This window comes from Wolbachia endosymbiont of Culex quinquefasciatus Pel (assembly GCF_000073005.1).
GTDB lineage: Bacteria > Pseudomonadota > Alphaproteobacteria > Rickettsiales > Anaplasmataceae > Wolbachia.
Genome location: NC_010981.1, coordinates 388,290 through 409,750, shown reverse-complemented (window position 1 = coordinate 409,750; position 21,461 = coordinate 388,290). Strand labels below are relative to the sequence as shown.

The window sequence follows — 21,461 nt, the reverse complement described above, 5'->3', positions numbered from 1 at the left end:
TTAGGTGGGGAAAAAACAAGAATATTGAATTCTGTTAAAGTAGTGCTAGGCCCTAGCACTACTTTATAGTTTTAGGATATCAAAAAGTTTGGTCTAGCGGGACTTGGCCCTCTATTCCGTTTACTTCTCCTTGAGAGGTGTAATTCCAATAAGTATAGTTTTTACCCGCATCCTTCCAATCTTTAGGTAATTCAGGCTCCGATCTTCCTCTCCAATCAGCAACCCATAATGGGTAGTGAGAAAAATTATGTTCTTCTTGTGTATAGTAATCATTCCACGTTTTTGGTGAAGCATATACAATTGGACTGTATCCTTTTTCATTCAATTGAGTCAATAAAGAATGAAGTTTTTCGGCTCTCTGTGTGTTAGTGTGTTTTGTAGGATCATCACATTTTGTTGTTCTTCCTTCGCAAATACCAGTTGTAGCACTAACAGCTAACTTATTTGTACCTGGCTCAAAATTAGCTTTTTTAAGTTCGTTAACTATGTTATTCAACTGACCTTCAGGTGTTGAGGTCATCCTAAATACGTGATATGCCCCAGCTTGCACATTATTATCTTTCATACTTTGAAAATTTTGTCCAAATTTAGTGTCTTGAAAAGTTTCTCCCTCAGTTGCTTTGGCAAATGCAAACCTTACCTCATCCTTTGCAACTTTCAACCAATCAATCTCTCCATTCCAATGAGATACGTCTATACCTTTTTCACTCATACTAACCTCATAATTACAATAAATGTTGAATATAGAATATAATAGTGAAAATTTAATGAATATCTTGTGAGCATATTGTAAACAATTTTATACTAAAACAGTTACAAAGTTCTAAACTACAATCTATAGACAAAAATACTTGTTATTAGTAAGTTAAATTATAGTGAGTTAAAAATTATGAGCGATATTCAAAAAGCAATACTATCAAGTATAATCTGCAATATGATTATATGGTATGAAATAACTCTGTTTGGAGTTTTGACGCATATAATAAGTGACGTTTTTTTTTCATCAGAAAGCGACTACATAAAAAAAATCAAATTCCTTGGCAGTTTTGCAATTGGCTTTGGATTTAGACCACTTGGTGCGTTTATTTTTGGTTACATTGGAGATAAGTATGGCAGGAGGAAAATTTTACTGACTTCCGTAATATTAGCTTCGATATCGTCTACTGCAATTGCGGTTATACCTAGCTTTAGAGAAATAGGAATATTTTCTCCTATACTGCTTCTGTTTTGTAGGATAGTACAAGGAATGGCAGCAGGTGGAGAAACAAGTGTTAACTCTGCTTTTTTAATAGAGCATTCAAGCGATAAAAAAAATCTAGGATTCTTAGGGAGCATGAAAGCGTTTAGTGGTGCTCTCGGTTCTATCACATGCTTTGTAATGATAGCTATTTGCAAAAAGTTTACAGGTGAAAATTATGAAATTTGGGGCTGGAGGTTGCCCTTCTATTTCTGCTTCATTATGGGCATAATAGGCTTTTTAACAAGATATATAATGGAAGAGAGCTTAGCATATAAAATTCATGATCAAAATAGAAGCTTATCTGATTCTCCATTTTTAGAATTAATCAAAACCTACAAAAAAGCATTTATATTAGCAATTGGGCTTGGTATCGCTCAAAATGCAATCGTTTATTCGGTAATAATGTTTTATAACATATCTGTAAAAGCGCTTACTCTGTCAGGTATTGATATTAAAAATGTAGTAAGGATTATAGTTGAAATTACATTTGGAACGTCCGCAGTGCTATTTGCAATACTGTCTGATAAAGTTGGAAGAAAAAATGTAATGATTCCTACATTAGTAGCTCTAGCTTGCGCCGGTTTGCCGGTACTTTCGCTATTATCAAATGATAACCACTATATTGTCACGCTCTCTTTTCTGTTGATAAGTGTGCCGATAGGTGCATCTTTTGGAATATATAATTCTCTTGCCTGCGAGTTATTTCCAACAAAAGTTAGGTGCACCGGCTTTAGCCTCGCACATAACATATCTGCAGGTATTTTTGGCGGCCTTTCTCCATCGATATGCATGTGGCTTATAGAAAAAACCGAAACAAAACTTGCCGCAGGGATTTACCTTACTGTTTGTGCATTGATTAGCCTAATATCTGTACTTCAAATTAAAGCCAAAGACAAAAAAATTGATTGGTGAAATCGCTTTAGTCAAAAGATAGCGCTTCAATAGATTTTTCGATATGTTTAGGGACAGGAGCAGTAATAGTGACTTCTTTATTATTTGGCAATTTTAAAGACAAAGAATATGAATGTAGGTGAATCTGATTTGCTACTCCATCAATAAAAGCTTTTTTACCGCCATATTTACCGTCACCAAGAATAGGACAATTTATATGAGCTAAATGTGCACGTAATTGATGAGTTCTGCCAGTAATTGGTTGTAATTTTAAATAAGCAACATTATGTTTTAACCTTGCTATAATTAAAAAATGCGTAGTGGCATTTTGAGGTGAATCTTCATCAACGACTACTTTTTCTTGCCCTGAAATATATTTTTTCACCAACGGATAGTCTATTGTTCCATTATCTTTGCTCGGTATACCAAAAGTTAATGCTAGGTAAGTTTTTTTTATCCTCCGTCCTTTAAATTCTTCCATAAGGTATTTGGCAACGCTGGCATTGCGTGCGAATATTATTACTCCGCTTGTATCCCTATCCAGCCTGTGAACAATTTTAAATATTTCTCTCTCTCTTATTTGGTCAAGTAAATCACTAATGCTAATTTTTACCTTTATGCCGCCTTGAACAATGACCCCTGCGGGTTTGTTTATAGCTAGTATATATTCGTCTTCATATAATATGTTCTCTCTTAGTAGATTCACTAACTTTTCATTATATTTGCAGTCAGAATTAGTGTTCTCAATATAGTCTAAGTATCTTATCATTATAGTTTGCCCAGAGCTTACCCTATCGCTGGATTTTGCCGTGCAATTATCAACCTTGATTAATCCTTTCCTTAAAGACTTCTCAATTGCAGATTGTTTCAAATTGGGAAAAATTCTTCTAATGTACCTATCGAGCCTAACATTATTGTCTTCTACTAATATGGTTTTGATACCTTCTGACATCTTACTTATAAAAATTTTATTGTGTAAACTAAAATCTAACATACCTAATGTACTTCTCAGTTTCAGCTACTTGCATCGAGTGCTACGTGCTGGAATTTAGAGGATTATTTAACTATTTATAACGGCTTCATATTTTCCTACAGCTGAGTAAAGTGGTAACAATGATAGTTTCTCGATCATAGAGAGGTGAGTATTAGGCTCTTTAGTACTAGGGCCTTGACACGCTTCAGTGTTAGGCCCTAACTTCATACACTCAATGCCGTTAGCTAAAGATGTTACTCTTCTTACATTAACATTTTTAGTGCGATATGACCACCTGCAAGGACTATGTAATATTTGTTCTTTTACTCCATCCATTTCAGCTGAACACGCTTTAGTGTTAGTCTCTAACTGCACACATTTAATGTGGTCAGTTATAAATGCTACTCCTTTTTCATTAAGTTTAGCGTTATACTGTAATTGTTCAATTTGATTAGCTTGATCTCTTATCATACGTTCAAAGCTGATAGATAGATTATGTGATTCTATTTCTCTCAACATATGTGATTCTATGTGTTGCACTGTCATTAATTTTTTGTTTCTGAGTATACTTGATTCTAAGTTAAGCCGCGTAAGTATATCTAGTGCTCTTTGTTCTGCTTCCACTAGAAGATTACTTATGCCTTGATGTTCAGCTAAATCTCTTACAGTTTCACCGCAGTGATCAGGCAATAAAGTACTTGCGCCATAACATAGTAAAGTCATTACTACTATCCAGTGTCTATGTTCGAAAGCATAAGCTAAAGGAGATTGCCCTGAGCTATCCTGTGCATTAACATTTGCTCCATATAAAATTAAGGTCCTTACTACTTCCGCATGGCCACCTTTGGCAGCTTTATGTAAAGCAGTTGATTCTAAATCGTCACGTGCATTAGCATTTATTCCAGATTCTAATAGAGCATGTACCATTAGTGTATCACCATGTCCGGCAGCACAACGTAAAAACTCAGCTACCATCAATTTCATCACATCCTTCCATATTCCAAGTTGTGTTATAGTAGTTACTGCTTCTAGATAATTATATGGACAAATAGAAAGTAATATTTTCTGTGGATCATTTGTCTCAATACTTGCTCCATGGGCTATTAGATAATTCATTACTTTTCTATTGCCTTTTGCGGCAGCACAATTAAAAGGAGTCCATCCCCATGCATCCTTATGGTTAACATTTGCTTCATAGTTTATTAAGAGCTCTACTGCTTCCACATTATCATTCGTAGCAGCAATATGTAAGGGAGATCGCCCAATTAACTTATCCTCTATATCAACACTTGCTCTATATCGTGATGTGGCCTGTAATAGGATCTCTAATATTAATGTATTATTCTTTGCAGCAGCCCAATATAAAGGACTCCATCCAAATACATCTACTATCTCAATATTTTCAACAATATTCTTATCATTTTTTATTATACAATTCACCATTGCTTCATCAACATTTGCAACAGCAATATGTAAAGGAGTAAGTTTAAGCGCTCCATTCTTCTTAACATCTGCTCCATTCTCCATTAAGTACTTTGCTACTTCTTCATGGCCATTATCGGCAGCCTTATATAAAGCAGTCAATCTCGCTAGATCCTCTGCATTAACATCTGCATTATTTTTTACTAAGATTCTTGTTATTTCTATATCGCCATTTACAGCTGGCTGATATAAAGTAGTTCGTTGAGATGAATCCAACTGATTAACATTTGCCCCTTTTTCTATTAGCTTGCGTGCTACTTCTGTGTTCCTATCTTCAACAGCCCAATGTAAAGCAGTCCATTCGGAAAACGGACTTGGTGCATTAATATCGATTCCTTTTACTTTAAGCATAGCATTTATTAAATTATTCAGCTTAAAATCAATAGCTAAATACAATAACGTGTATGAAAAGCGTTCATGCAAACAATCTACTTTAAACCAATGATTTACATCAAACTTATTTTTCTCCCACTCTCTATACACATTTTTACTTGCTCTCTTTAGTGCCTTTAGTGTCTCTAATATCTTTCCTACATCTAGCATCACTGGTACCTTTTCTGAGATCTTTCGTGCATTTAGCACATCCTCTAGCGCCACTGCTTTTGATTCTTCTGATGTCTCTTGTACACCTAACCTTTTTAGCATTCTTTTTACCATCTGTTGAGCATTTGATACCCTTGACTCCTTTAGTATCTTTTTTGCTTCTTCTTTTGTCTGCGGTACATTTACCACCTTTAGTCTCTTTTTTAATGGCTCTTGTGTCTCTTGTACTCTTGGAATCTTGCTTGGTACTTCTAATCCATGCGATATCTCTTCTAACATTCTTAATATTTCTGCTTGCCCTAGTATCTTTACTTCCTTTAATAGCTCTTTTATTCTTTCAATTACATTGTCTTCACTTAAATTTACCTCTTGATCAATTACACCTAATATTATGTTCCACTGTTCATATGTCATTACCATGGCTTTACCTCATACTATAGAGTATTTTTTGATGCTATATATTATGGTAGAATAGTCAACGCATTTTCCGTAGCGTAACTTGAGAGTCTAAAAGGACTGTTATTAACTTACAGAAAACCAAGCTTGCCTGAAATCACTTAATTGATTATAATCATAGCTTTTAAGGCAGTAAAATGACAGCTTTTTTTTCCTTTGGTTATTTTTTTAATCTTATACCTTGGAAGTGGTGTCTATTTTTTCTTTATTGGAATTGATAATCCGCTTCGCCAAGTTTCACCGGTAATTTGCCTACTACCGGCGCTATTTTTTGCTGTTGCATGCAGTGCAGGTAAAATTCAACGTCACATCGATACTGTCATCGAGGGTATGGGCGATAAAAACACCCTTACTATGTGTTTAACTTTTCTATTTTCTGGAGCATTTTCTGTGGTGACTCAATCAATTGGTAGTGCAGATACTGTTGCTGATTTAATTCTCAAATTCCTTCCAGCAAGATTACTACTGCCTGGAGTATTTTTGGCTTCCGCTTTTATATCAACTGCAATTGGTACGTCTATGGGAGTTGTTGTATTAATGGTACCAATAGCTGTTAACTTAGCAAAAAATGGGGCTTTTGGTCTTGAAATAGGAACTGCAACTGTAGTTGGAGGTGCCGTATTTGGTGATAATCTTTCAATGATATCTGACACTACTATTGCATCTGTTTCTTCACAGGGGGCCACGATAAAGGATAAACTTAAAGTGAATTCTAAAGTAGCATTTGTTGCCAGCATTATAACGCTTGTCTATCTGGCAATTATGGCAGATAGTACAAAAATTATTCCTACATCAAATTTAGATTATTTATCAGTAATAAAGATTATTCCTTATATTTCTTTAATAATCATGGGGTTATTTGAAGTTACTACTTTAGTAACAATAACTATAAATATAATTGTTGCTAGTGTATTAGGGATGGCTTTTTTTGACTATACTATCATTCAACTCTCTCATGACATATATGACGGTTTCAAAAAAGTAAACGAGATAGTGATATTTGCTCTATTTATTGGCGGATTGAGTCATATAATGTACAAGCAGGGTCAAAAGGCATTACACAAACTTATCGATGAAAGCAATATCACAAAAACTAAAGCTGAATTTGTAATAGCGGGCATAGCATCTATGTTTACTGTTTTAGTTGCTAATAATACCATTGCTATTTTATTAAGTGGCGATATTGCAAAAAGGCTCGCGCAAAAGCATAATATTCCGTCATACCGTAGTGCATACTTGTTAGACATTTTTGCTTGCGTTACAAAAGGCATTTTGCCTTATGGTTCCCAGCTGCTGCTAGCAGGTAGCATTGCTTCTGTCTCACCTATTTCTTTGTTAACACAAGTTTATTACTGCTTTATTTTAGCAGCAGTTACAGTAGGTGAAATAATCATCAATGGCAGACGTTGCGCAGCTACAACGGTTCTGTCGCATCTATAAATCCTGGTATGTAACATTTGTAGGAAAGTAGAAAAGAAGTGATATGATCATCTAAAAAAAAAGCAAAGATGTTTCGTATTAGTTCAAAATTATTGCCATATTTCAAAGGATTTAGCTTTTCAGCAGAGATAATAATGTTATCTGTATATATGAAATGTAGATTCTCTTTGAGCTATCGAGATTTGGAAGAAATGCTGAGTATAAGGGGAGCAAAATGCTACGTTACAAAGGTGGGTTATCACCACTGATAGATGAAGCGGTAAGGAAAAGGAAGAAGCAGGTTGGCAGTAGCTGGAGAGACCTACGTTAAATTAAACGGCAAATGGGTTTATCTATACAGAGCACTATTGGTAATACTGTAGACTTTCTGTTGTGTGCTCGTAGAGACAAGTCTGCGGCACTTGCGTTCTTTCGTAAAGCCTTTAGAGAGAATAACCTTCCTGAGAAAGTAGTAATTGATAAAAGCGGCAGTAATACTGCTGCTCTTGATGATTTGAATACAGAAATTTCTGAAGATTGTAGAATCATGGTTTTTCAAATAAAATATCTAAATAATATTGTCGAACAAGATCATAGATTTATCAAAAAACGAATAAAGCCAATGCTTGGTTTTAAGAGCTTCCACTCCGCAAAGATTACCATTACCGGCATAGAAAATATTCGTATGATTCAAAAAAGACAAATTATCGGGGCTAATGATAATGTTTCTACTTTTGAGAATTTTGCTATGCTAATTGCTCTATAACTCCCATAATCCCAGTTTAACGATCTTCTTGTACCACAATTTATAGATGCGACAGAACCGTATCAATTGCATATGGTGACCATGTTGTGAGATATGCTGAAGTTCAGATAAATGACCTGCTAAGCTTAAGACAACGTATTAAAGCTGAACTGAAAGTTGCAGGTGTGAGACCGAAGAGAAGAATTGTGATTGCGACAAGTAAGGGGATTGACAAAATTGTGTAAAAATGTTATAGTTTAAAATTGGTATTTTCTAGTTAAAATATGGATCAAAGTCAAGAAAGGCTTAATGTTAATGTAAATTTTGAGGGGGAATTTGCTCACTACCTTATAGAAATGGCAAAAGTTCAAAATAGAACTATAGGAGAAGTTGTAAAGGACCTAGTGGAAGAAGAAATTGAAGCAAGCAAATTATCTGAAGAAGATGATGAAATAGATGAAGTAGATATAAAGTTGGCTAAGCTTTCTCTTGAGCGTGATGCTAGAGGTGATGAAGAAATTAGAAGTGAGGATGTAGATTGGAATAGAATATTATCTGCAAAAACAGTCTAAAGGTGGAGATACAAGCTGGGATACGATATTATCTATTCAAAAAGAGTTCTTGAGGAGGACTTTCTTGCATTACCACAAACGATAAGATCTAGAGTGAGAAGAGCTGTAGATAGTCGTCTTGCAACCAACCCTAAAGCAATAGGTAAAGCATTATCGCATGAATTCAAAGGGTATTTTAGGATACGAGTAAGTGATTATCGTGTAATTTATAGGATAAACTACTTAAAACACACAGTAACTATTACTGCAATGGGACATCGGAAGGACATTTATGAACGCAGCCCAGAATAAGCGTTGGTATTTGTGCAAGAGCCTCATGCATAATTTATAAAGTGTTAACAGCCAGACTCTCCAGCAGCTTGCTGTAATTTTTTAATGTCAAATTGCGCAACAAACTGCTGCATAATCAAAGAGGCAAAATGCTATTAAAATCGTTCAAACAACTATTTAGTAAGCCAAAGATAAAAGGCTCAGCGTGGGATGCAGCAGACTCAGGAAGAAGATTTTTTCACTTTCAACCAGAGTTAGGAAGTATAAACAATTTGCTGTCTCAAAGCCTTGAAACTTTACGTAGTAGATCACGTGATATGGTGAGAAAAAATCCTTACGCTACCTCAGTTATGGATTAGCCGATAAAGAAAGGCATAGAAATAGAAGGCTTTTTGGACTGCATGGAGTAGGAAATCAGAACAGAAAAAACATGAATTAGGAAATTTGTTGGCGATCTATGTCTTGTATGCTCAATCTCAAATTTGTTTTTCAAGGAATCAAAAACAGTCTCAATAATCGACCTTTTCCTTAATAAAATCTTCTCTTTAAGTGAAATTAGTGCGTTTTTCATACCTTTTTTTACTTTAGTGACTAACTTTAGGCCTCTATCGAAGAGTTTCTCAAAAAGCTCTTTCTTTATATAGCCCTTATCTCCAAACAAAAGTCCGGTCAGTCTTTTAGTGAGAGTTGGTAAAGGTTTTCTGTCATCAACGTTACCTTTGGTTAGGGTAAGTGCTTGAATTTCACCAATTTCGTTAATCACTAAGTGCAACTTGAAGCCAAAAAACCAACCATACGTACTCTTACTAATTTCTGCTAGATGATTAAAAACTTTATTCCTAGAGATCCTTTTTTTGTGGCAAACGGCAATCGTAGAGGTGTCGATGTAGGAAGTGCCGGTCATTTTCGCTTGTTCACAGAACCATTGCAAAAGTAATGCTAAATACCACAAAACTCGCGGCTTTAAGGCAATAAATCTGTGATATGAAGGCAGCTTTGAAAACTCTGATCTATAGAATAACTGAAGATAACAAAGATAAAAAGCCTTGAAGTTTTTACATGGTGATTTATGGTATAACAGGATTATGGTTAGAATTTCTGAGTGCGCTATTTCTGGTACTCTGGTTGGTTTTTTGCCGTTTGATAAGAACCTATTTGCAAAATTATCATCTACCGCACGACAAAAATCCTCGACGCAACAGTACAGTTCTGTAATATCTTTCTTCATGGGTAACCTCTTATTATTACTAAAATACTCGAGTTTACCCTGTTTCCCTCTTCTTAGTTATACTTTTATCTATTTTCTAATCCATAACTGAGGTTACGCTGCAAATATAATTGATACGATAGTAAGTAACTCTATCGGAACAGGAATAAAACCAAAATCAAAAGCAAAAGATGGAGAATTTCGAAAGAAAGTACAAGAATTATGGCTAAAATGGACAGACGAAGCAGATAGCTGTGGAATAAGTGATTTTTATGGATTACAAGCTCTAGTATGCAGAAGTATGATAGAGGGAGGAGAATGTTTTGTACGTTTAAGAACGAGAAAGCTGGAAGATAGATTTTCTGTGCCATTACAACTGCAAGTACTTGAGTCTGAACATTTAGATAATAAAACAAATCAAACTTTAGGAAATGGTAATGTAATAAGAAACGGGATTGAGTTCAATAGACTTGGGCAAAGAGAAGCATATTACTTATTTAGAGAACATCCAGGAGAAGGCTCATTTGGCGAATCAGTTAGAGTACCAGCAAACGATGTTTTACATATCTATAAACCACTGAGACCTGGGCAAATTAGAGGAGAGCCATGGCTTTCGAGTATACTGCTAAAGCTCTATGAACTTGATCAATACGATGATGCAGAATTAGTAAGAAAAAAGACAGCAGCGATGTTTGCAGGGTTTATTACGAGACTTGATCCTGAGGCAAATATTTTAGGTGAGGCGCAAGCAAATGAGCAAGGAGTAGCATTATCTGGCCTAGAACCTGGAACAATGCAGCTTTTAGACCCAGGAGAGGACATAAAATTTTCAGAGCCATCAGATGTTGGAGGAAGTTATGAAGCATTCATGAGACAGCAACTGAGGGCAATAGCAATAGGCACAGGAATAACATATGAGCAACTAACAGGAGATTTAACAGGTGTTAATTATTCATCTATTCGTGCAGGGTTAATAGAGTTCAGAAGAAGATGCTCAATGTTGCAGCATAATATTATGGTATATCAGTTTTGCAGACCTATATGGAATAGATGGCTAGAGCTTGCTCTTTTATCTGGAAAACTTTCTACAACAGATGATCAAACGCTGAAAGAAGTAAAATGGATATCTCAAGGGTTTGATTGGGTGGATCCACTGAAAGACCAGCAAGCACAGCAAATGGCGGTAAGAAATGGCTTCAAGAGCCGCTCAGAAGTAGTATCAGAAATGGGTTACGATGTAGAAGAAATTGACCAAGAAATAGCAGAAGATCAAAAGCGTGCTGATTCTCTCAACCTTTTCTTTGATTCTGATGTCAGGACACAAACAAAATAAATCTCATTTACATTATGAAAATTTTACAAACCAACTGGCTATGTAGGCCGATGATGATAGAGCAAAAAAGCTTTGACCTGTTGTCACTATATAACGGAAAACAACCTATCTTTAAAAATATAAAACATGCAGTAAATCAGAATATAGAAAAAACAGCAGTAATAGCAATACATGGAATTTTGACCAAAAAACCAGGGGCTTTTGACGATTTTCTGGGAATGACATCATATGAGAAAATTCAAGAAGAAATAGAAGAAGCATTATCAAACAAAGATATAGAAACTATTCTGCTTGATATAGATAGCCCCGGAGGAGAGGTAAACGGTATATTTGACCTAGCTGACTTTATTTATGAATCAAGAGCAAAAAAGAGGATAATAGCGATAGCAAATGATGATGCATACTCTGCTGCATATGCTATAGCCTCTAGCGCTGAGAAGGTATTTGTGAGCAGAACTTCTGACCTCAGTTATGGATTAGAAAATAGATAAAAGTATAACTAAGAAGAGGGAAACAGGGTAAACTCGAGTATTTTAGTAATAATAAGAGGTTACCCATGAAGAAAGATATTACAGAACTGTACTGTTGCGTCGAGGATTTTTGTCGTGCGGTAGATGATAATTTTGCAAATAGGTTCTTATCAAACGGCAAAAAACCAACCAGAGTACCAGAAATAGCGCACTCAGAAATTCTAACCATAATCCTGTTATACCATAAATCACCATGTAAAAACTTCAAGGCTTTTTATCTTTGTTATCTTCAGTTATTCTATAGATCAGAGTTTTCAAAGCTGCCTTCATATCACAGATTTATTGCCTTAAAGCCGCGAGTTTTGTGGTATTTAGCATTACTTTTGCAATGGTTCTGTGAACAAGCGAAAATGACCGGCACTTCCTACATCGACACCTCTACGATTGCCGTTTGCCACAAAAAAAGGATCTCTAGGAATAAAGTTTTTAATCATCTAGCAGAAATTAGTAAGAGTACGTATGGTTGGTTTTTTGGCTTCAAGTTGCACTTAGTGATTAACGAAATTGGTGAAATTCAAGCACTTACCCTAACCAAAGGTAACGTTGATGACAGAAAACCTTTACCAACTCTCACTAAAAGACTGACCGGACTTTTGTTTGGAGATAAGGGCTATATAAAGAAAGAGCTTTTTGAGAAACTCTTCGATAGAGGCCTAAAGTTAGTCACTAAAGTAAAAAAAGGTATGAAAAACGCACTAATTTCACTTAAAGAGAAGATTTTATTAAGGAAAAGGTCGATTATTGAGACTGTTTTTGATTCCTTGAAAAACAAATTTGAGATTGAGCATACAAGACATAGATCGCCAACAAATTTCCTAATTCATGTTTTTTCTGTTCTGATTTCCTACTCCATGCAGTCCAAAAAGCCTTCTATTTCTATGCCTTTCTTTATCGGCTAATCCATAACTGAGGTTTCTTGTACCACAATTTATAGATGCGACAGAACCCCTCCCGAATCTCCTGGATAGGCATCTATCTCATCAAGAAAGAGGTATTTTACTGGCATAGATCGGAGGCCTACACTGCTGTTTGCTCCAGTTATTACTACTATTCCACCTGGAAATTCCTTACTTTGCACAGTATTGCCTGAATCTCTTGACCTTGGGTCTTTTACTTTACTTTTTAAACATGGTGTACTCTCTATTAACGGCGCAAATCTTCCTTTTGACCAACGCTTTCCCATTTCAACTGTTGGCTGTACTACCAGCATTGGACCTGGTGTCTGATCTATGATATAGCCTATCCAATTGTTACCAGCTTCTGTTCCTCCAATCTGCGCTCCTTTCATGAATACTATTTTTTCAGTTGGTGAAGAAGGAGATAGTGAATCCATAATTTCTTTTAAATAAGGAGTTCTTTCCGTTCTCCATTTTCCTGGCTCTGATGCTGCAGTTGGTGCTAGAACTCGATACTCATTCGCCCACTCTGATACTTTAAGCTCTGGATCTGGTTTTAAACCTTCAGAAAATGATGTGGCGTATATCATATTGCTAGCTCTTCACCATCATTAGATGATACTTCAACATCACTTAAATTAGGACTACTTGTTTTCTCACTTTCGAGTTCATTCAACCACTATGGATTAAAATCCAAAGATTGAGAGAGAGCATAGAATGCTAACTTTCGACTTGAAAGTCACCAAATTTATCTTCTTTTTTAGAGTGATTTTCAATATAATTTTTTATCATTTCGTCAGTTACATTTCCGCTAGTCCTGACAAAGTAGCCTACTGCCCACAACCCAATATCTCTTTTTTAGCTCTGGAAAGTTTTGCTGGATTTTTCTGGAACTTTTTCCTTTTATTAACTGCACTAACTTACTAATACTTAAGTATGGGGGTACAGAAACGTATACGTGTATATGACTTGACGCAACTCTACCTCTGATAATTTCTACTTGATTATTTGCACATACTTCTTGTACAACTTCTTTAGCTTTCTGTCCAATATCTCCAACTAGTACTGGATATCGATATTTTGTTATCCACACTATGTGATATATATACAGAGTGACTGCTTTTTCTATAATATTCCACATTCTTTCAGATTTTTCACCTTAAAATTATATTCTTAAAAGGATGGACTTCAAGTCCAGGGTTTTTCTCCCAAATTTGGGACAATAAATTATCCTTATCCTTAAGCTTTTCATTGCTAAATAATCTGTATGCACCCTTAGCTTCTTTCCATCCACTACAGCTTTGATTAATTGATCCAGACACCTTACCCTCTATACAATAGCCTGTTTTAATAAGTCTCTTATTAAGTCTTGTATCTCCTAAATTAACGTGTTTTAACTCTCTTTCCAGCCATTTATCCCCTAAGCCATCAGTATATTGCACATTTGTACTTACTTCACTCATTTTAATCCCAAATTTATTTGGTATCCATTTTACTCACTTTTTTATTTGTGACCTCAGTTATGGATTAGAAAATAGATAAAAGTATAACTAAGAAGAGGGAAACAGGGTAAACTCGAGTATTTTAGTAATAATAAGAGGTTACCCATGAAGAAAGATATTACAGAACTGTACTGTTGCGTCGAGGATTTTTGTCGTGCGGTAGATGATAATTTTGCAAATAGGTTCTTATCAAACGGCAAAAAACCAACCAGAGTACCAGAAATAGCGCACTCAGAAATTCTAACCATAATCCTGTTATACCATAAATCACCATGTAAAAACTTCAAGGCTTTTTATCTTTGTTATCTTCAGTTATTCTATAGATCAGAGTTTTCAAAGCTGCCTTCATATCACAGATTTATTGCCTTAAAGCCGCGAGTTTTGTGGTATTTAGCATTACTTTTGCAATGGTTCTGTGAACAAGCGAAAATGACCGGCACTTCCTACATCGACACCTCTACGATTGCCGTTTGCCACAAAAAAAGGATCTCTAGGAATAAAGTTTTTAATCATCTAGCAGAAATTAGTAAGAGTACGTATGGTTGGTTTTTTGGCTTCAAGTTGCACTTAGTGATTAACGAAATTGGTGAAATTCAAGCACTTACCCTAACCAAAGGTAACGTTGATGACAGAAAACCTTTACCAACTCTCACTAAAAGACTGACCGGACTTTTGTTTGGAGATAAGGGCTATATAAAGAAAGAGCTTTTTGAGAAACTCTTCGATAGAGGCCTAAAGTTAGTCACTAAAGTAAAAAAAGGTATGAAAAACGCACTAATTTCACTTAAAGAGAAGATTTTATTAAGGAAAAGGTCGATTATTGAGACTGTTTTTGATTCCTTGAAAAACAAATTTGAGATTGAGCATACAAGACATAGATCGCCAACAAATTTCCTAATTCATGTTTTTTCTGTTCTGATTTCCTACTCCATGCAGTCCAAAAAGCCTTCTATTTCTATGCCTTTCTTTATCGGCTAATCCATAACTGAGGTTTGTGGGTAAAAGTGAGATTTGAATCCGATTGAGAAGTTCTGATCAAGCACGCCATAAGAAAGTCTCTACAAACCTTTTGGCCCAATATTAATTCGGCTATTGATTTTGTCTTTCAGAGTGCTCGAGCAGATCTGACTTCGGTTAGCTATAGCAGCTATAATGTGCTTGCAACAACTAATTCACTACGGCAACTGCACCGTGACAGTGTTTGTATTTTTTTCCAGAGTTACAAGGGCACTTGTCATTTCTTGAAACTTTTGGAAGTCTGCTATTTTTAGTAGAGCGTGACCTATTGCCTATTTCTTGATTGTCTAGCAACTTAAAGTGCGCTAGGCGGTGAATGGTAAGCTCCCTCCACTTTTCAAGCATCGACTCAAACATTAAGAAAGCTTCGCGTTTAAATTCATTCAGTGGGTCTTTTTGCCCCATGGCACGCAAATTTATGCTTTGTCTTAGGCTCTCTAAGACCGAAAGGTGCTCCCTCCATAAATGATCAAGTGTCATGATCATCACTTGTTTCACTATCGTATTCCACAAATCTGTAGTTTGTTGACTATTGAAATATTTTTCTTTCTCAGTAAAAAATTCTTGTATTTTGTCATTTATATAATCCAAGGCTTCTTGTTTATTCAAAAACTCTGCTAGATTAAGCGTTATCCCGTATCTTATGTGGAATTCTTTTGCAATATCTTCAACATAATCTTCGTAATAACCACTTTGTACTATACCTTCTATTATATCCTCATTTACTTCACTATATACTTCAACTAAATCATTGATTTCATTGTTTAAAATATGATTTCTCTGCTTAAAAATAACCTTACGTTGATTGTTAATTACATCATCAAACTTTAGCAAAGACTTCCGCACATCATAATTTCTAACTTCAACTTTCTTCTGTGCTTTCTCAAGTGCTTTATTAATCCATGGGTGATGAATAGCTTCATTGTTCTTTAGTCCCACTTTTTGTAAAAAATTCCTCATTCTATCAGAGCCAAATATTCTCATTAAATCATCTTCAAGTGATAGAAAGAACTTAGAAAGTCCAGGGTCACCCTGACGACCAGAACGGCCACGCAGTTGATCATCTATTCTCCTGCTTTCATGCCTTTCGGTTCCGATAACACATAAGCCACCAGCTTTTATAGCAATTTCCTTATCTTTTTTTACTCTTTCGACTATTTCTTGATATTTTTTTTCTCTTTCATCAGCATTTTTTATTTTCTCGAGCTCTATTTTTGCAATCATTTCAACATTTCCACCAAGCTGAATATCAGTTCCACGTCCTGCCATGTTTGTTGCTATAGTAATGCTGCCTGGTATTCCAGCTTGCGCTATTATGTACGCTTCTTGTTCATGATAACGAGCATTTAGTACTGAATGCTTAAGAGAATAGCTTTGCAAAAGCGCAGAAAGTTTTTCAGAGTTTTCAATACTTACCGTACCAACAAGGATTGGTTGTAGGCGTTTGTGGCATTCTTCTATGAACTTCAATACAGCACTAAATTTTTCTTTTTCTGTGCCATAAATTTCATCGTCAACATCTATTCTTTTAACAGACACATTAGTTGGAATTTTTACTACATTTAATCTATATATATCATGAAACTCCTCTGCCTCTGTTACTGCTGTTCCTGTCATACCAGAAAGTTTGTTGTACATACGAAAGTAGTTCTGAAATGTGACTGATGCTAAAGTTTGACTTTCATGCTGAATTTCAAGATTCTCCTTTGCCTCCAATGCCTGGTGAAGACCATCAGAATATCTCCTACCTTCCATCATGCGCCCAGTAAACTCATCAATAATTACCACCTTACCGTTTTTCACTATATAATCTTTATCAGCAGTAAACAGCTTATGTGCACGAAGTGCTTGATCTATATAATGAGTCAGTATAATATTGCTAGTATCATAGAGCGAGGAATTTTCAGGAATGATGTTATACGATTTTAGTAATTCCTCCACTCGTGAAATGCCATTTTCAGTGAGGAACACTGCTCTACTCTTTTCATCGACTTCATAGTCAGAATCAACTAATTTGATTACTATTTTATTGATATGCTTATATATCTGATTATTTTCCTCAAGTGGGCCAGAAATAATGAGCGGAGTACGCGCTTCATCAATCAGTATAGAGTCTACTTCGTCTACTATCGCGTAATTGAAGCCTCTCTGAACCATATCTTCTTGAGAAAATTTCATATTATCTCGTAGATAATCAAAGGCAAGTTCATTATTTGTTGAGTATACGATATCTGCGCTATAAGCCTTTTTTCTCTCGTCGTCTGTCAAATTATTTGTAATAAATGCAACAGAAACTCCAAGAGAATTATATAATTTACTCATCCACTCTGTATCTCGTTTTGCAAGATAGTCGTTAACAGTTACGATGTGCACACCTTTTCCTTCTAAAGAATTTAGATATGCAGCTAAAGTTGCGACGAGTGTCTTTCCTTCTCCTGTTTTCATTTCTGATATCATGCCATTATGGAGAACCATGCCACCAATTAGCTGAACGTCGAAATGCCTCATGTTAAGGAATCTTCGTGATGCTTCTCGTACAACCGCAAATGCAGGTACGAGAAGGTCATTTAGTGTTTTTCCATTTTTCAGTTCTTGTTTTAATTCCGCAGTTTTACTAGCAAGATCCTCATCAGATAAGCTCTGCATTTCTTGCTCTAGCGCATTAATCTGCTGAGCAATTTTTCTGAAGGATTTTATTATCTTCTTGTTCGTTGATCCAAATATCCTTTTTATAAAAAAAAGTGACAACGTAAAGATGAAGAATATAAGAATAGTTGTTAAAACTAACGTAGAGTCTGGCATAAACTTAGGTAAAGTTTTATTTAATATGAGATTATATTACTAAACGTAACCTGCGGCAATTAGATTCAGAAAATCTTTATTTACAAACTAAGGAAAAGATTCTTGCAGATGAAATGTAAAAGAGTCTATTTATTTTATTAAATATTATAATTAATAATTAAACTTTCTTGATAAATTATTAAAATAGTCTTAAGCTACATGTATAAAACGGTTAGTGGAGTTACAATGTTAAGCAATATTATAAAAGTAAAATTAGAGAAAAATAGTTGTCCTTTTGAAGAATTAGAAGAATTTTTTGCTTCATTAAAATTTGGTACAAAAGGGTTTAAAGATTCTTCATTCAACCACTATGGATTAAAATCCAAAGATTGAGAGAGAGCATAGAAGGTTCTGTCGCATCTATAAATTGTGGTACAAGAAGATCGTTAAACTGGGATTATGGGAGTTATAGAGCAATTAGCATAGCAAAATTCTCAAAAGTAGAAACATTATCATTAGCCCCGATAATTTGTCTTTTTTGAATCATACGAATATTTTCTATGCCGGTAATGGTAATCTTTGCGGAGTGGAAGCTCTTAAAACCAAGCATTGGCTTTATTCGTTTTTTGATAAATCTATGATCTTGTTCGACAATATTATTTAGATATTTTATTTGAAAAACCATGATTCTACAATCTTCAGAAATTTCTGTATTCAAATCATCAAGAGCAGCAGTATTACTGCCGCTTTTATCAATTACTACTTTCTCAGGAAGGTTATTCTCTCTAAAGGCTTTACGAAAGAACGCAAGTGCCGCAGACTTGTCTCTACGAGCACACAACAGAAAGTCTACAGTATTACCAATAGTGCTCTGTATAGATAAACCCATTTGCCGTTTAATTTAACGTAGGTCTCTCCAGCTACTGCCAACCTGCTTCTTCCTTTTCCTTACCGCTTCATCTATCAGTGGTGATAACCCACCTTTGTAACGTAGCATTTTGCTCCCCTTATACTCAGCATTTCTTCCAAATCTCGATAGCTCAAAGAGAATCTACATTTCATATATACAGATAACATTATTATCTCTGCTGAAAAGCTAAATCCTTTGAAATATGGCAATAATTTTGAACTAATACGAAACATCTTTGCTTTTTTTTTAGATGATCATATCACTTCTTTTCTACTTTCCTACAAATGTTACATACCAGGATTTATAGATGCGACAGAACCAATGTGAACTGTCTTGGGAAGACGTAGATGAATTCAATACAGAAAAAGATGAGAAAAGAGATTTTAGTAAAATTAAAATAGATAGTAAAAAGTTTATTGACTATATAAAAGATATACCAGAAGAAAAACGTTCTCAGCTAATTGAGCTAGCAGGTAAAGTTGAAGTTACAGGTGAGTTTCATGATTTAATCAATAAGCTTACCAGTAATCAGAAGGTTATGAATCATTTAAATAGAGTAAAAAAAATCTCTAGCATAACTATGCATGGAATGATGGCTAAAAATATTTTAGCTGATTTTTTAAACAGAGATTATCAGGGTGTAGCAATTAATATTGGTTTTATAGCAGGTGGTCAAGGATTTGCTAAAGTTGCTGAAGTTGCATCTCGTAAAGGATTAAATTTACTCTCAGAAGGAAAAGCATTACTCGGTAAATCTTTAAGAGTAGCATCTTCTTTTCTTGCTCGTGGTACTTCTACCTTTGTTGTTTATGATCTGGTAAATCAGGTAGAAGCATTTAGAAACGGTACGGAAGAAGAATTAGTTGGCGTAGTAGGAGATAGTATTTACCTAGGTGTTAATACTGCAGAGATTGGCATCGAAGTTGCTGAAGGTTTTGAAATATTAGAAGGAATATCAAGTGTTACTGGACTAATTGGAGCAGAAATTGGAGATGTAGTATTTATTGGTACTGATGTTTACATGGCAGTAAAGAGAGTTGATAAGATTGATCAATTGATTCACTTAAGTGGAAGAGAAAAATTTATTGAAGGATTGCGTGCATTTATAGGTATGCAACCTGAACAATATATAGAAGAATTAATAGAAGAAAAACAACTTTACAACCAATTAGTTAAGCAAGGATTTGAGTATTTGAAGCAGCATAATGATATTCAAAGTTATGTATTCCCTACTGGTCAATCAGTTGTTAGTTCTTGTCGTCAGGTGCCATACCAAGTGCTTCAGTGTGATGGCGCTGGATTTGGAGAATTATGCATGAGAAGAATTAATGTTACACTTTACACTGAAGAATGCAAAGTTAAGTTTAAGATAGACTTAGACAGTAAAGTACTGCTTGATGGAAAAGGAACCGATATAAAATGGAGTAGAGCAAGGCCGAATAATCCAAGTGGTGGAAAATTGTTTTGTTTCTCGCAGGGAAATGACGAACCTGCTCCAAATTATGGGTCATATTTATGCGAAAATGCGATTGGTTTATCTAATAACAAGATAGAAGGATATAATCTAATTAATTTAGGAGAAGGTGAAGATTATGCCAGGGGATTTAAGGATAGTCCGAACGTATTTGTAGTGAATGATGGGTCTAAAGAATATTATGGGGGAAATAAGAATGATATCTTTGTTTTACAGGGAGATCTGATAGAAGGGTCCTTGTACGGAGAAGATGGAATTGATACCTTAGATCTGACTGGATTTGCTCAAGAAGCTGTGAGTGTGAATGTGTATTTAAATACAAATATTGGCACTATTGTGTACAACAGATATGGTTATTCTGGATTTCAAATTAATTCAGTAGAAAGAGTGCTTGGTAGAAAAGCTAAGGCAGATCATATATTTAGTGCATGTGAAACTAAATTCTTGGATGGTAATGGTGGTAAGGAAGATCAACTTGATTATTTGGAAATAAAAGATAATAACTGTGTCTATGATATACAAGTAATAGTTAGAAATTACACTGAAGTAAATAATCTAGCACTCAAAGGTAACTTTAACTATATTGTACCATTTCAAAAAGGTAGTGCATCTGTTAAATTACTTGCTAATTTCGAAAATAACCATAGGTTTATATTCGACTACTTGCTTGCTGATATTCAGAGTATTGATATTAAAGATCACAATAGTATAAAGTTCGATTTTTCCTCAAAAGTTGCAAATAGTAACTTTAGTATATCTATCTCATATAACATAATGAACAATATAATCTATCAATTAAAAGACAGTGCTGAAATAAAAGTAGGTAAGGAAAGAAACTTGTATGCAATACAGAATACTAATAAAACTATTGATGAAATTATAGAAAGTTACCCAGCTATAGCAAATAAACTCAATATGACTATCGCTGTTCAAGATGGTGATGAATCTATACTTGTTGGCTATGGGAAGTGTGAGGTAATTTACAATAATCCAATCTATAACAGTCACTTAATTGGAAATGGTGGTAAAAACATATACGTAATTACTATAGCCTCAGGTGAGCAAAGATATGAACATAATATTTTTTCTATGCCACAAATAAACATCTACAATCCTGATCAAGCAAGTTCTATAGACCTCAGTTATGGATTAGAAAATAGATAAAAGTATAACTAAGAAGAGGGAAACAGGGTAAACTCGAGTATTTTAGTAATAATAAG

The 21,461-nt window shown here is 34.9% G+C and carries 15 protein-coding genes and 7 pseudogenes; 13 read left to right on the top strand and 9 right to left on the bottom strand.

The window, feature by feature from the left end:
* Window positions 1-79: 79 nt before the first annotated feature.
* Window positions 80-712: a glycoside hydrolase family 25 protein gene (locus tag WP_RS01885; protein ID WP_007302899.1), complete on the bottom strand. Its 633-nt coding sequence runs from the start codon at window positions 710-712 to the stop codon at window positions 80-82.
* Window positions 713-889: 177 nt separating this feature from the next.
* On the opposite strand from WP_RS01885, the gene WP_RS01880 reads away from it, so the two are divergent.
* The gene (locus WP_RS01880; protein ID WP_007302900.1) at window positions 890-2,152 is read left to right on the top strand and encodes an MFS transporter; all 1,263 of its coding nucleotides are present in this window, start codon (window positions 890-892) and stop codon (window positions 2,150-2,152) included.
* Window positions 2,153-2,159: 7 nt separating this feature from the next.
* Here WP_RS01880 and WP_RS01875 read toward each other — a convergent pair whose 3' ends face one another.
* Both WP_RS01875 and WP_RS01870 read right to left on the bottom strand, forming a co-directional pair.
* A complete protein-coding gene (locus WP_RS01875) occupies window positions 2,160-3,083 on the bottom strand; it encodes an RluA family pseudouridine synthase (RefSeq protein ID WP_007302901.1) in 924 nt (307 codons plus the stop codon).
* 108 nt (window positions 3,084-3,191) lie between these two features.
* Window positions 3,192-5,549, bottom strand: a complete 2,358-nt coding sequence (locus WP_RS01870) for an ankyrin repeat domain-containing protein (protein ID WP_007302902.1) — start codon at window positions 5,547-5,549, stop codon at window positions 3,192-3,194.
* Between the two features lie 192 nt (window positions 5,550-5,741).
* Between WP_RS01870 and WP_RS01865 the strand changes: the two genes are divergently transcribed.
* The 6 genes and pseudogenes from WP_RS01865 to WP_RS01845 all read left to right on the top strand — a co-directional run.
* The gene (locus WP_RS01865; protein WP_012481815.1) at window positions 5,742-7,025 is read left to right on the top strand and encodes a Na+/H+ antiporter NhaC family protein; all 1,284 of its coding nucleotides are present in this window, start codon (window positions 5,742-5,744) and stop codon (window positions 7,023-7,025) included.
* A gap of 68 nt (window positions 7,026-7,093) precedes the next feature.
* Window positions 7,094-7,770: pseudogene (locus WP_RS07095) on the top strand (IS6 family transposase).
* Between the two features lie 38 nt (window positions 7,771-7,808).
* Window positions 7,809-7,994 carry a hypothetical protein gene (locus WP_RS07665; protein ID WP_044475425.1) on the top strand — a complete coding sequence of 62 codons (186 nt, stop codon included), beginning with the start codon at window positions 7,809-7,811 and terminating at the stop codon, window positions 7,992-7,994.
* 39 nt (window positions 7,995-8,033) lie between these two features.
* The gene (locus WP_RS01850; RefSeq protein WP_007302904.1) at window positions 8,034-8,321 is read left to right on the top strand and encodes a hypothetical protein; all 288 of its coding nucleotides are present in this window, start codon (window positions 8,034-8,036) and stop codon (window positions 8,319-8,321) included.
* Window positions 8,322-8,336: 15 nt separating this feature from the next.
* Window positions 8,337-8,612, top strand: a complete 276-nt coding sequence (locus tag WP_RS07090; protein WP_080600785.1) for a type II toxin-antitoxin system RelE family toxin — start codon at window positions 8,337-8,339, stop codon at window positions 8,610-8,612.
* A 128-nt stretch (window positions 8,613-8,740) separates the two neighbouring features.
* Window positions 8,741-8,947 (top strand): annotated as a pseudogene (locus WP_RS01845) (phage portal protein); the annotation flags it as partial.
* Here the strand turns inward: WP_RS01845 and WP_RS01840 are convergent.
* The gene (locus tag WP_RS01840; RefSeq protein WP_007301954.1) at window positions 8,947-9,819 is read right to left on the bottom strand and encodes an IS982-like element ISWpi16 family transposase; all 873 of its coding nucleotides are present in this window, start codon (window positions 9,817-9,819) and stop codon (window positions 8,947-8,949) included. The pseudogene WP_RS01845 and the gene WP_RS01840 sit on opposite strands and share 1 nt — an antisense overlap.
* A gap of 94 nt (window positions 9,820-9,913) precedes the next feature.
* On the opposite strand from WP_RS01840, the pseudogene WP_RS01835 reads away from it, so the two are divergent.
* The 3 genes and pseudogenes from WP_RS01835 to WP_RS01825 form a co-directional block, all read left to right on the top strand.
* Window positions 9,914-11,131, top strand: a pseudogene (locus WP_RS01835) (phage portal protein); the annotation flags it as partial.
* 14 nt (window positions 11,132-11,145) lie between these two features.
* Window positions 11,146-11,592 (top strand): annotated as a pseudogene (locus WP_RS01830) (Clp protease/crotonase-like domain-containing protein); the annotation flags it as partial.
* Window positions 11,593-11,687: 95 nt separating this feature from the next.
* The gene (locus WP_RS01825) at window positions 11,688-12,560 is read left to right on the top strand and encodes an IS982-like element ISWpi16 family transposase (protein WP_007301954.1); all 873 of its coding nucleotides are present in this window, start codon (window positions 11,688-11,690) and stop codon (window positions 12,558-12,560) included.
* A gap of 47 nt (window positions 12,561-12,607) precedes the next feature.
* Here the strand turns inward: WP_RS01825 and WP_RS01820 are convergent.
* The 3 genes and pseudogenes from WP_RS01820 to WP_RS01810 all read right to left on the bottom strand — a co-directional run.
* Window positions 12,608-13,147: pseudogene (locus WP_RS01820) on the bottom strand (phage terminase large subunit family protein); the annotation flags it as partial.
* 130 nt (window positions 13,148-13,277) lie between these two features.
* Window positions 13,278-13,696: pseudogene (tnpA, locus tag WP_RS01815) on the bottom strand (IS200/IS605 family transposase).
* A 15-nt stretch (window positions 13,697-13,711) separates the two neighbouring features.
* Window positions 13,712-14,020, bottom strand: coding sequence for an IS4/Tn5 family transposase DNA-binding protein (locus WP_RS01810; protein ID WP_038227401.1), 309 nt, complete (start codon window positions 14,018-14,020; stop codon window positions 13,712-13,714).
* A gap of 144 nt (window positions 14,021-14,164) precedes the next feature.
* Here WP_RS01810 and WP_RS01805 point away from each other — a divergent pair, with 144 nt between their 5' ends.
* Window positions 14,165-15,037 (top strand): IS982-like element ISWpi16 family transposase, encoded by an 873-nt coding sequence (locus WP_RS01805; protein WP_007301954.1) that lies wholly within the window; start codon window positions 14,165-14,167, stop codon window positions 15,035-15,037.
* Window positions 15,038-15,226: 189 nt separating this feature from the next.
* On the opposite strand, the gene secA is transcribed toward WP_RS01805, so the two are convergent.
* Complete coding sequence (secA, locus tag WP_RS01800; protein ID WP_012481813.1) at window positions 15,227-17,878, bottom strand: preprotein translocase subunit SecA; 2,652 nt, start codon at window positions 17,876-17,878, stop codon at window positions 15,227-15,229.
* Window positions 17,879-18,103: 225 nt separating this feature from the next.
* Between secA and WP_RS07490 the strand changes: the two genes are divergently transcribed.
* Window positions 18,104-18,250: a hypothetical protein gene (locus tag WP_RS07490; protein WP_007302910.1), complete on the top strand. Its 147-nt coding sequence runs from the start codon at window positions 18,104-18,106 to the stop codon at window positions 18,248-18,250.
* A 73-nt stretch (window positions 18,251-18,323) separates the two neighbouring features.
* On the opposite strand, the pseudogene WP_RS07085 reads toward WP_RS07490, so the two are convergent.
* Window positions 18,324-19,000: pseudogene (locus tag WP_RS07085) on the bottom strand (IS6 family transposase).
* A gap of 74 nt (window positions 19,001-19,074) precedes the next feature.
* On the opposite strand from WP_RS07085, the gene WP_RS01790 reads away from it, so the two are divergent.
* Entirely contained in the window at window positions 19,075-21,405 is a 2,331-nt protein-coding gene (locus WP_RS01790) for a hypothetical protein (RefSeq protein WP_007302911.1), read from the top strand.
* The last annotated feature ends 56 nt before the right edge of the window (window positions 21,406-21,461 follow it).

Coding starts and splice junctions, on each gene's coding strand:
- secA (WP_012481813.1), bottom strand. CDS start 17,878: ATGCCAGACTCTACGTTAGTTTTAACAACTATTCTTATATTCTTCATC.
- WP_RS01880 (WP_007302900.1), top strand. CDS start 890: ATGAGCGATATTCAAAAAGCAATACTATCAAGTATAATCTGCAATATG.
- WP_RS07490 (WP_007302910.1), top strand. CDS start 18,104: ATGTTAAGCAATATTATAAAAGTAAAATTAGAGAAAAATAGTTGTCCT.
- WP_RS01805 (WP_007301954.1), top strand. CDS start 14,165: ATGAAGAAAGATATTACAGAACTGTACTGTTGCGTCGAGGATTTTTGT.
- WP_RS01870 (WP_007302902.1), bottom strand. CDS start 5,549: ATGGTAATGACATATGAACAGTGGAACATAATATTAGGTGTAATTGAT.
- WP_RS01840 (WP_007301954.1), bottom strand. CDS start 9,819: ATGAAGAAAGATATTACAGAACTGTACTGTTGCGTCGAGGATTTTTGT.
- WP_RS01850 (WP_007302904.1), top strand. CDS start 8,034: ATGGATCAAAGTCAAGAAAGGCTTAATGTTAATGTAAATTTTGAGGGG.
- WP_RS01790 (WP_007302911.1), top strand. CDS start 19,075: ATGCGACAGAACCAATGTGAACTGTCTTGGGAAGACGTAGATGAATTC.
- WP_RS01885 (WP_007302899.1), bottom strand. CDS start 712: ATGAGTGAAAAAGGTATAGACGTATCTCATTGGAATGGAGAGATTGAT.
- WP_RS01825 (WP_007301954.1), top strand. CDS start 11,688: ATGAAGAAAGATATTACAGAACTGTACTGTTGCGTCGAGGATTTTTGT.
- WP_RS01810 (WP_038227401.1), bottom strand. CDS start 14,020: ATGAGTGAAGTAAGTACAAATGTGCAATATACTGATGGCTTAGGGGAT.
- WP_RS01875 (WP_007302901.1), bottom strand. CDS start 3,083: ATGTCAGAAGGTATCAAAACCATATTAGTAGAAGACAATAATGTTAGG.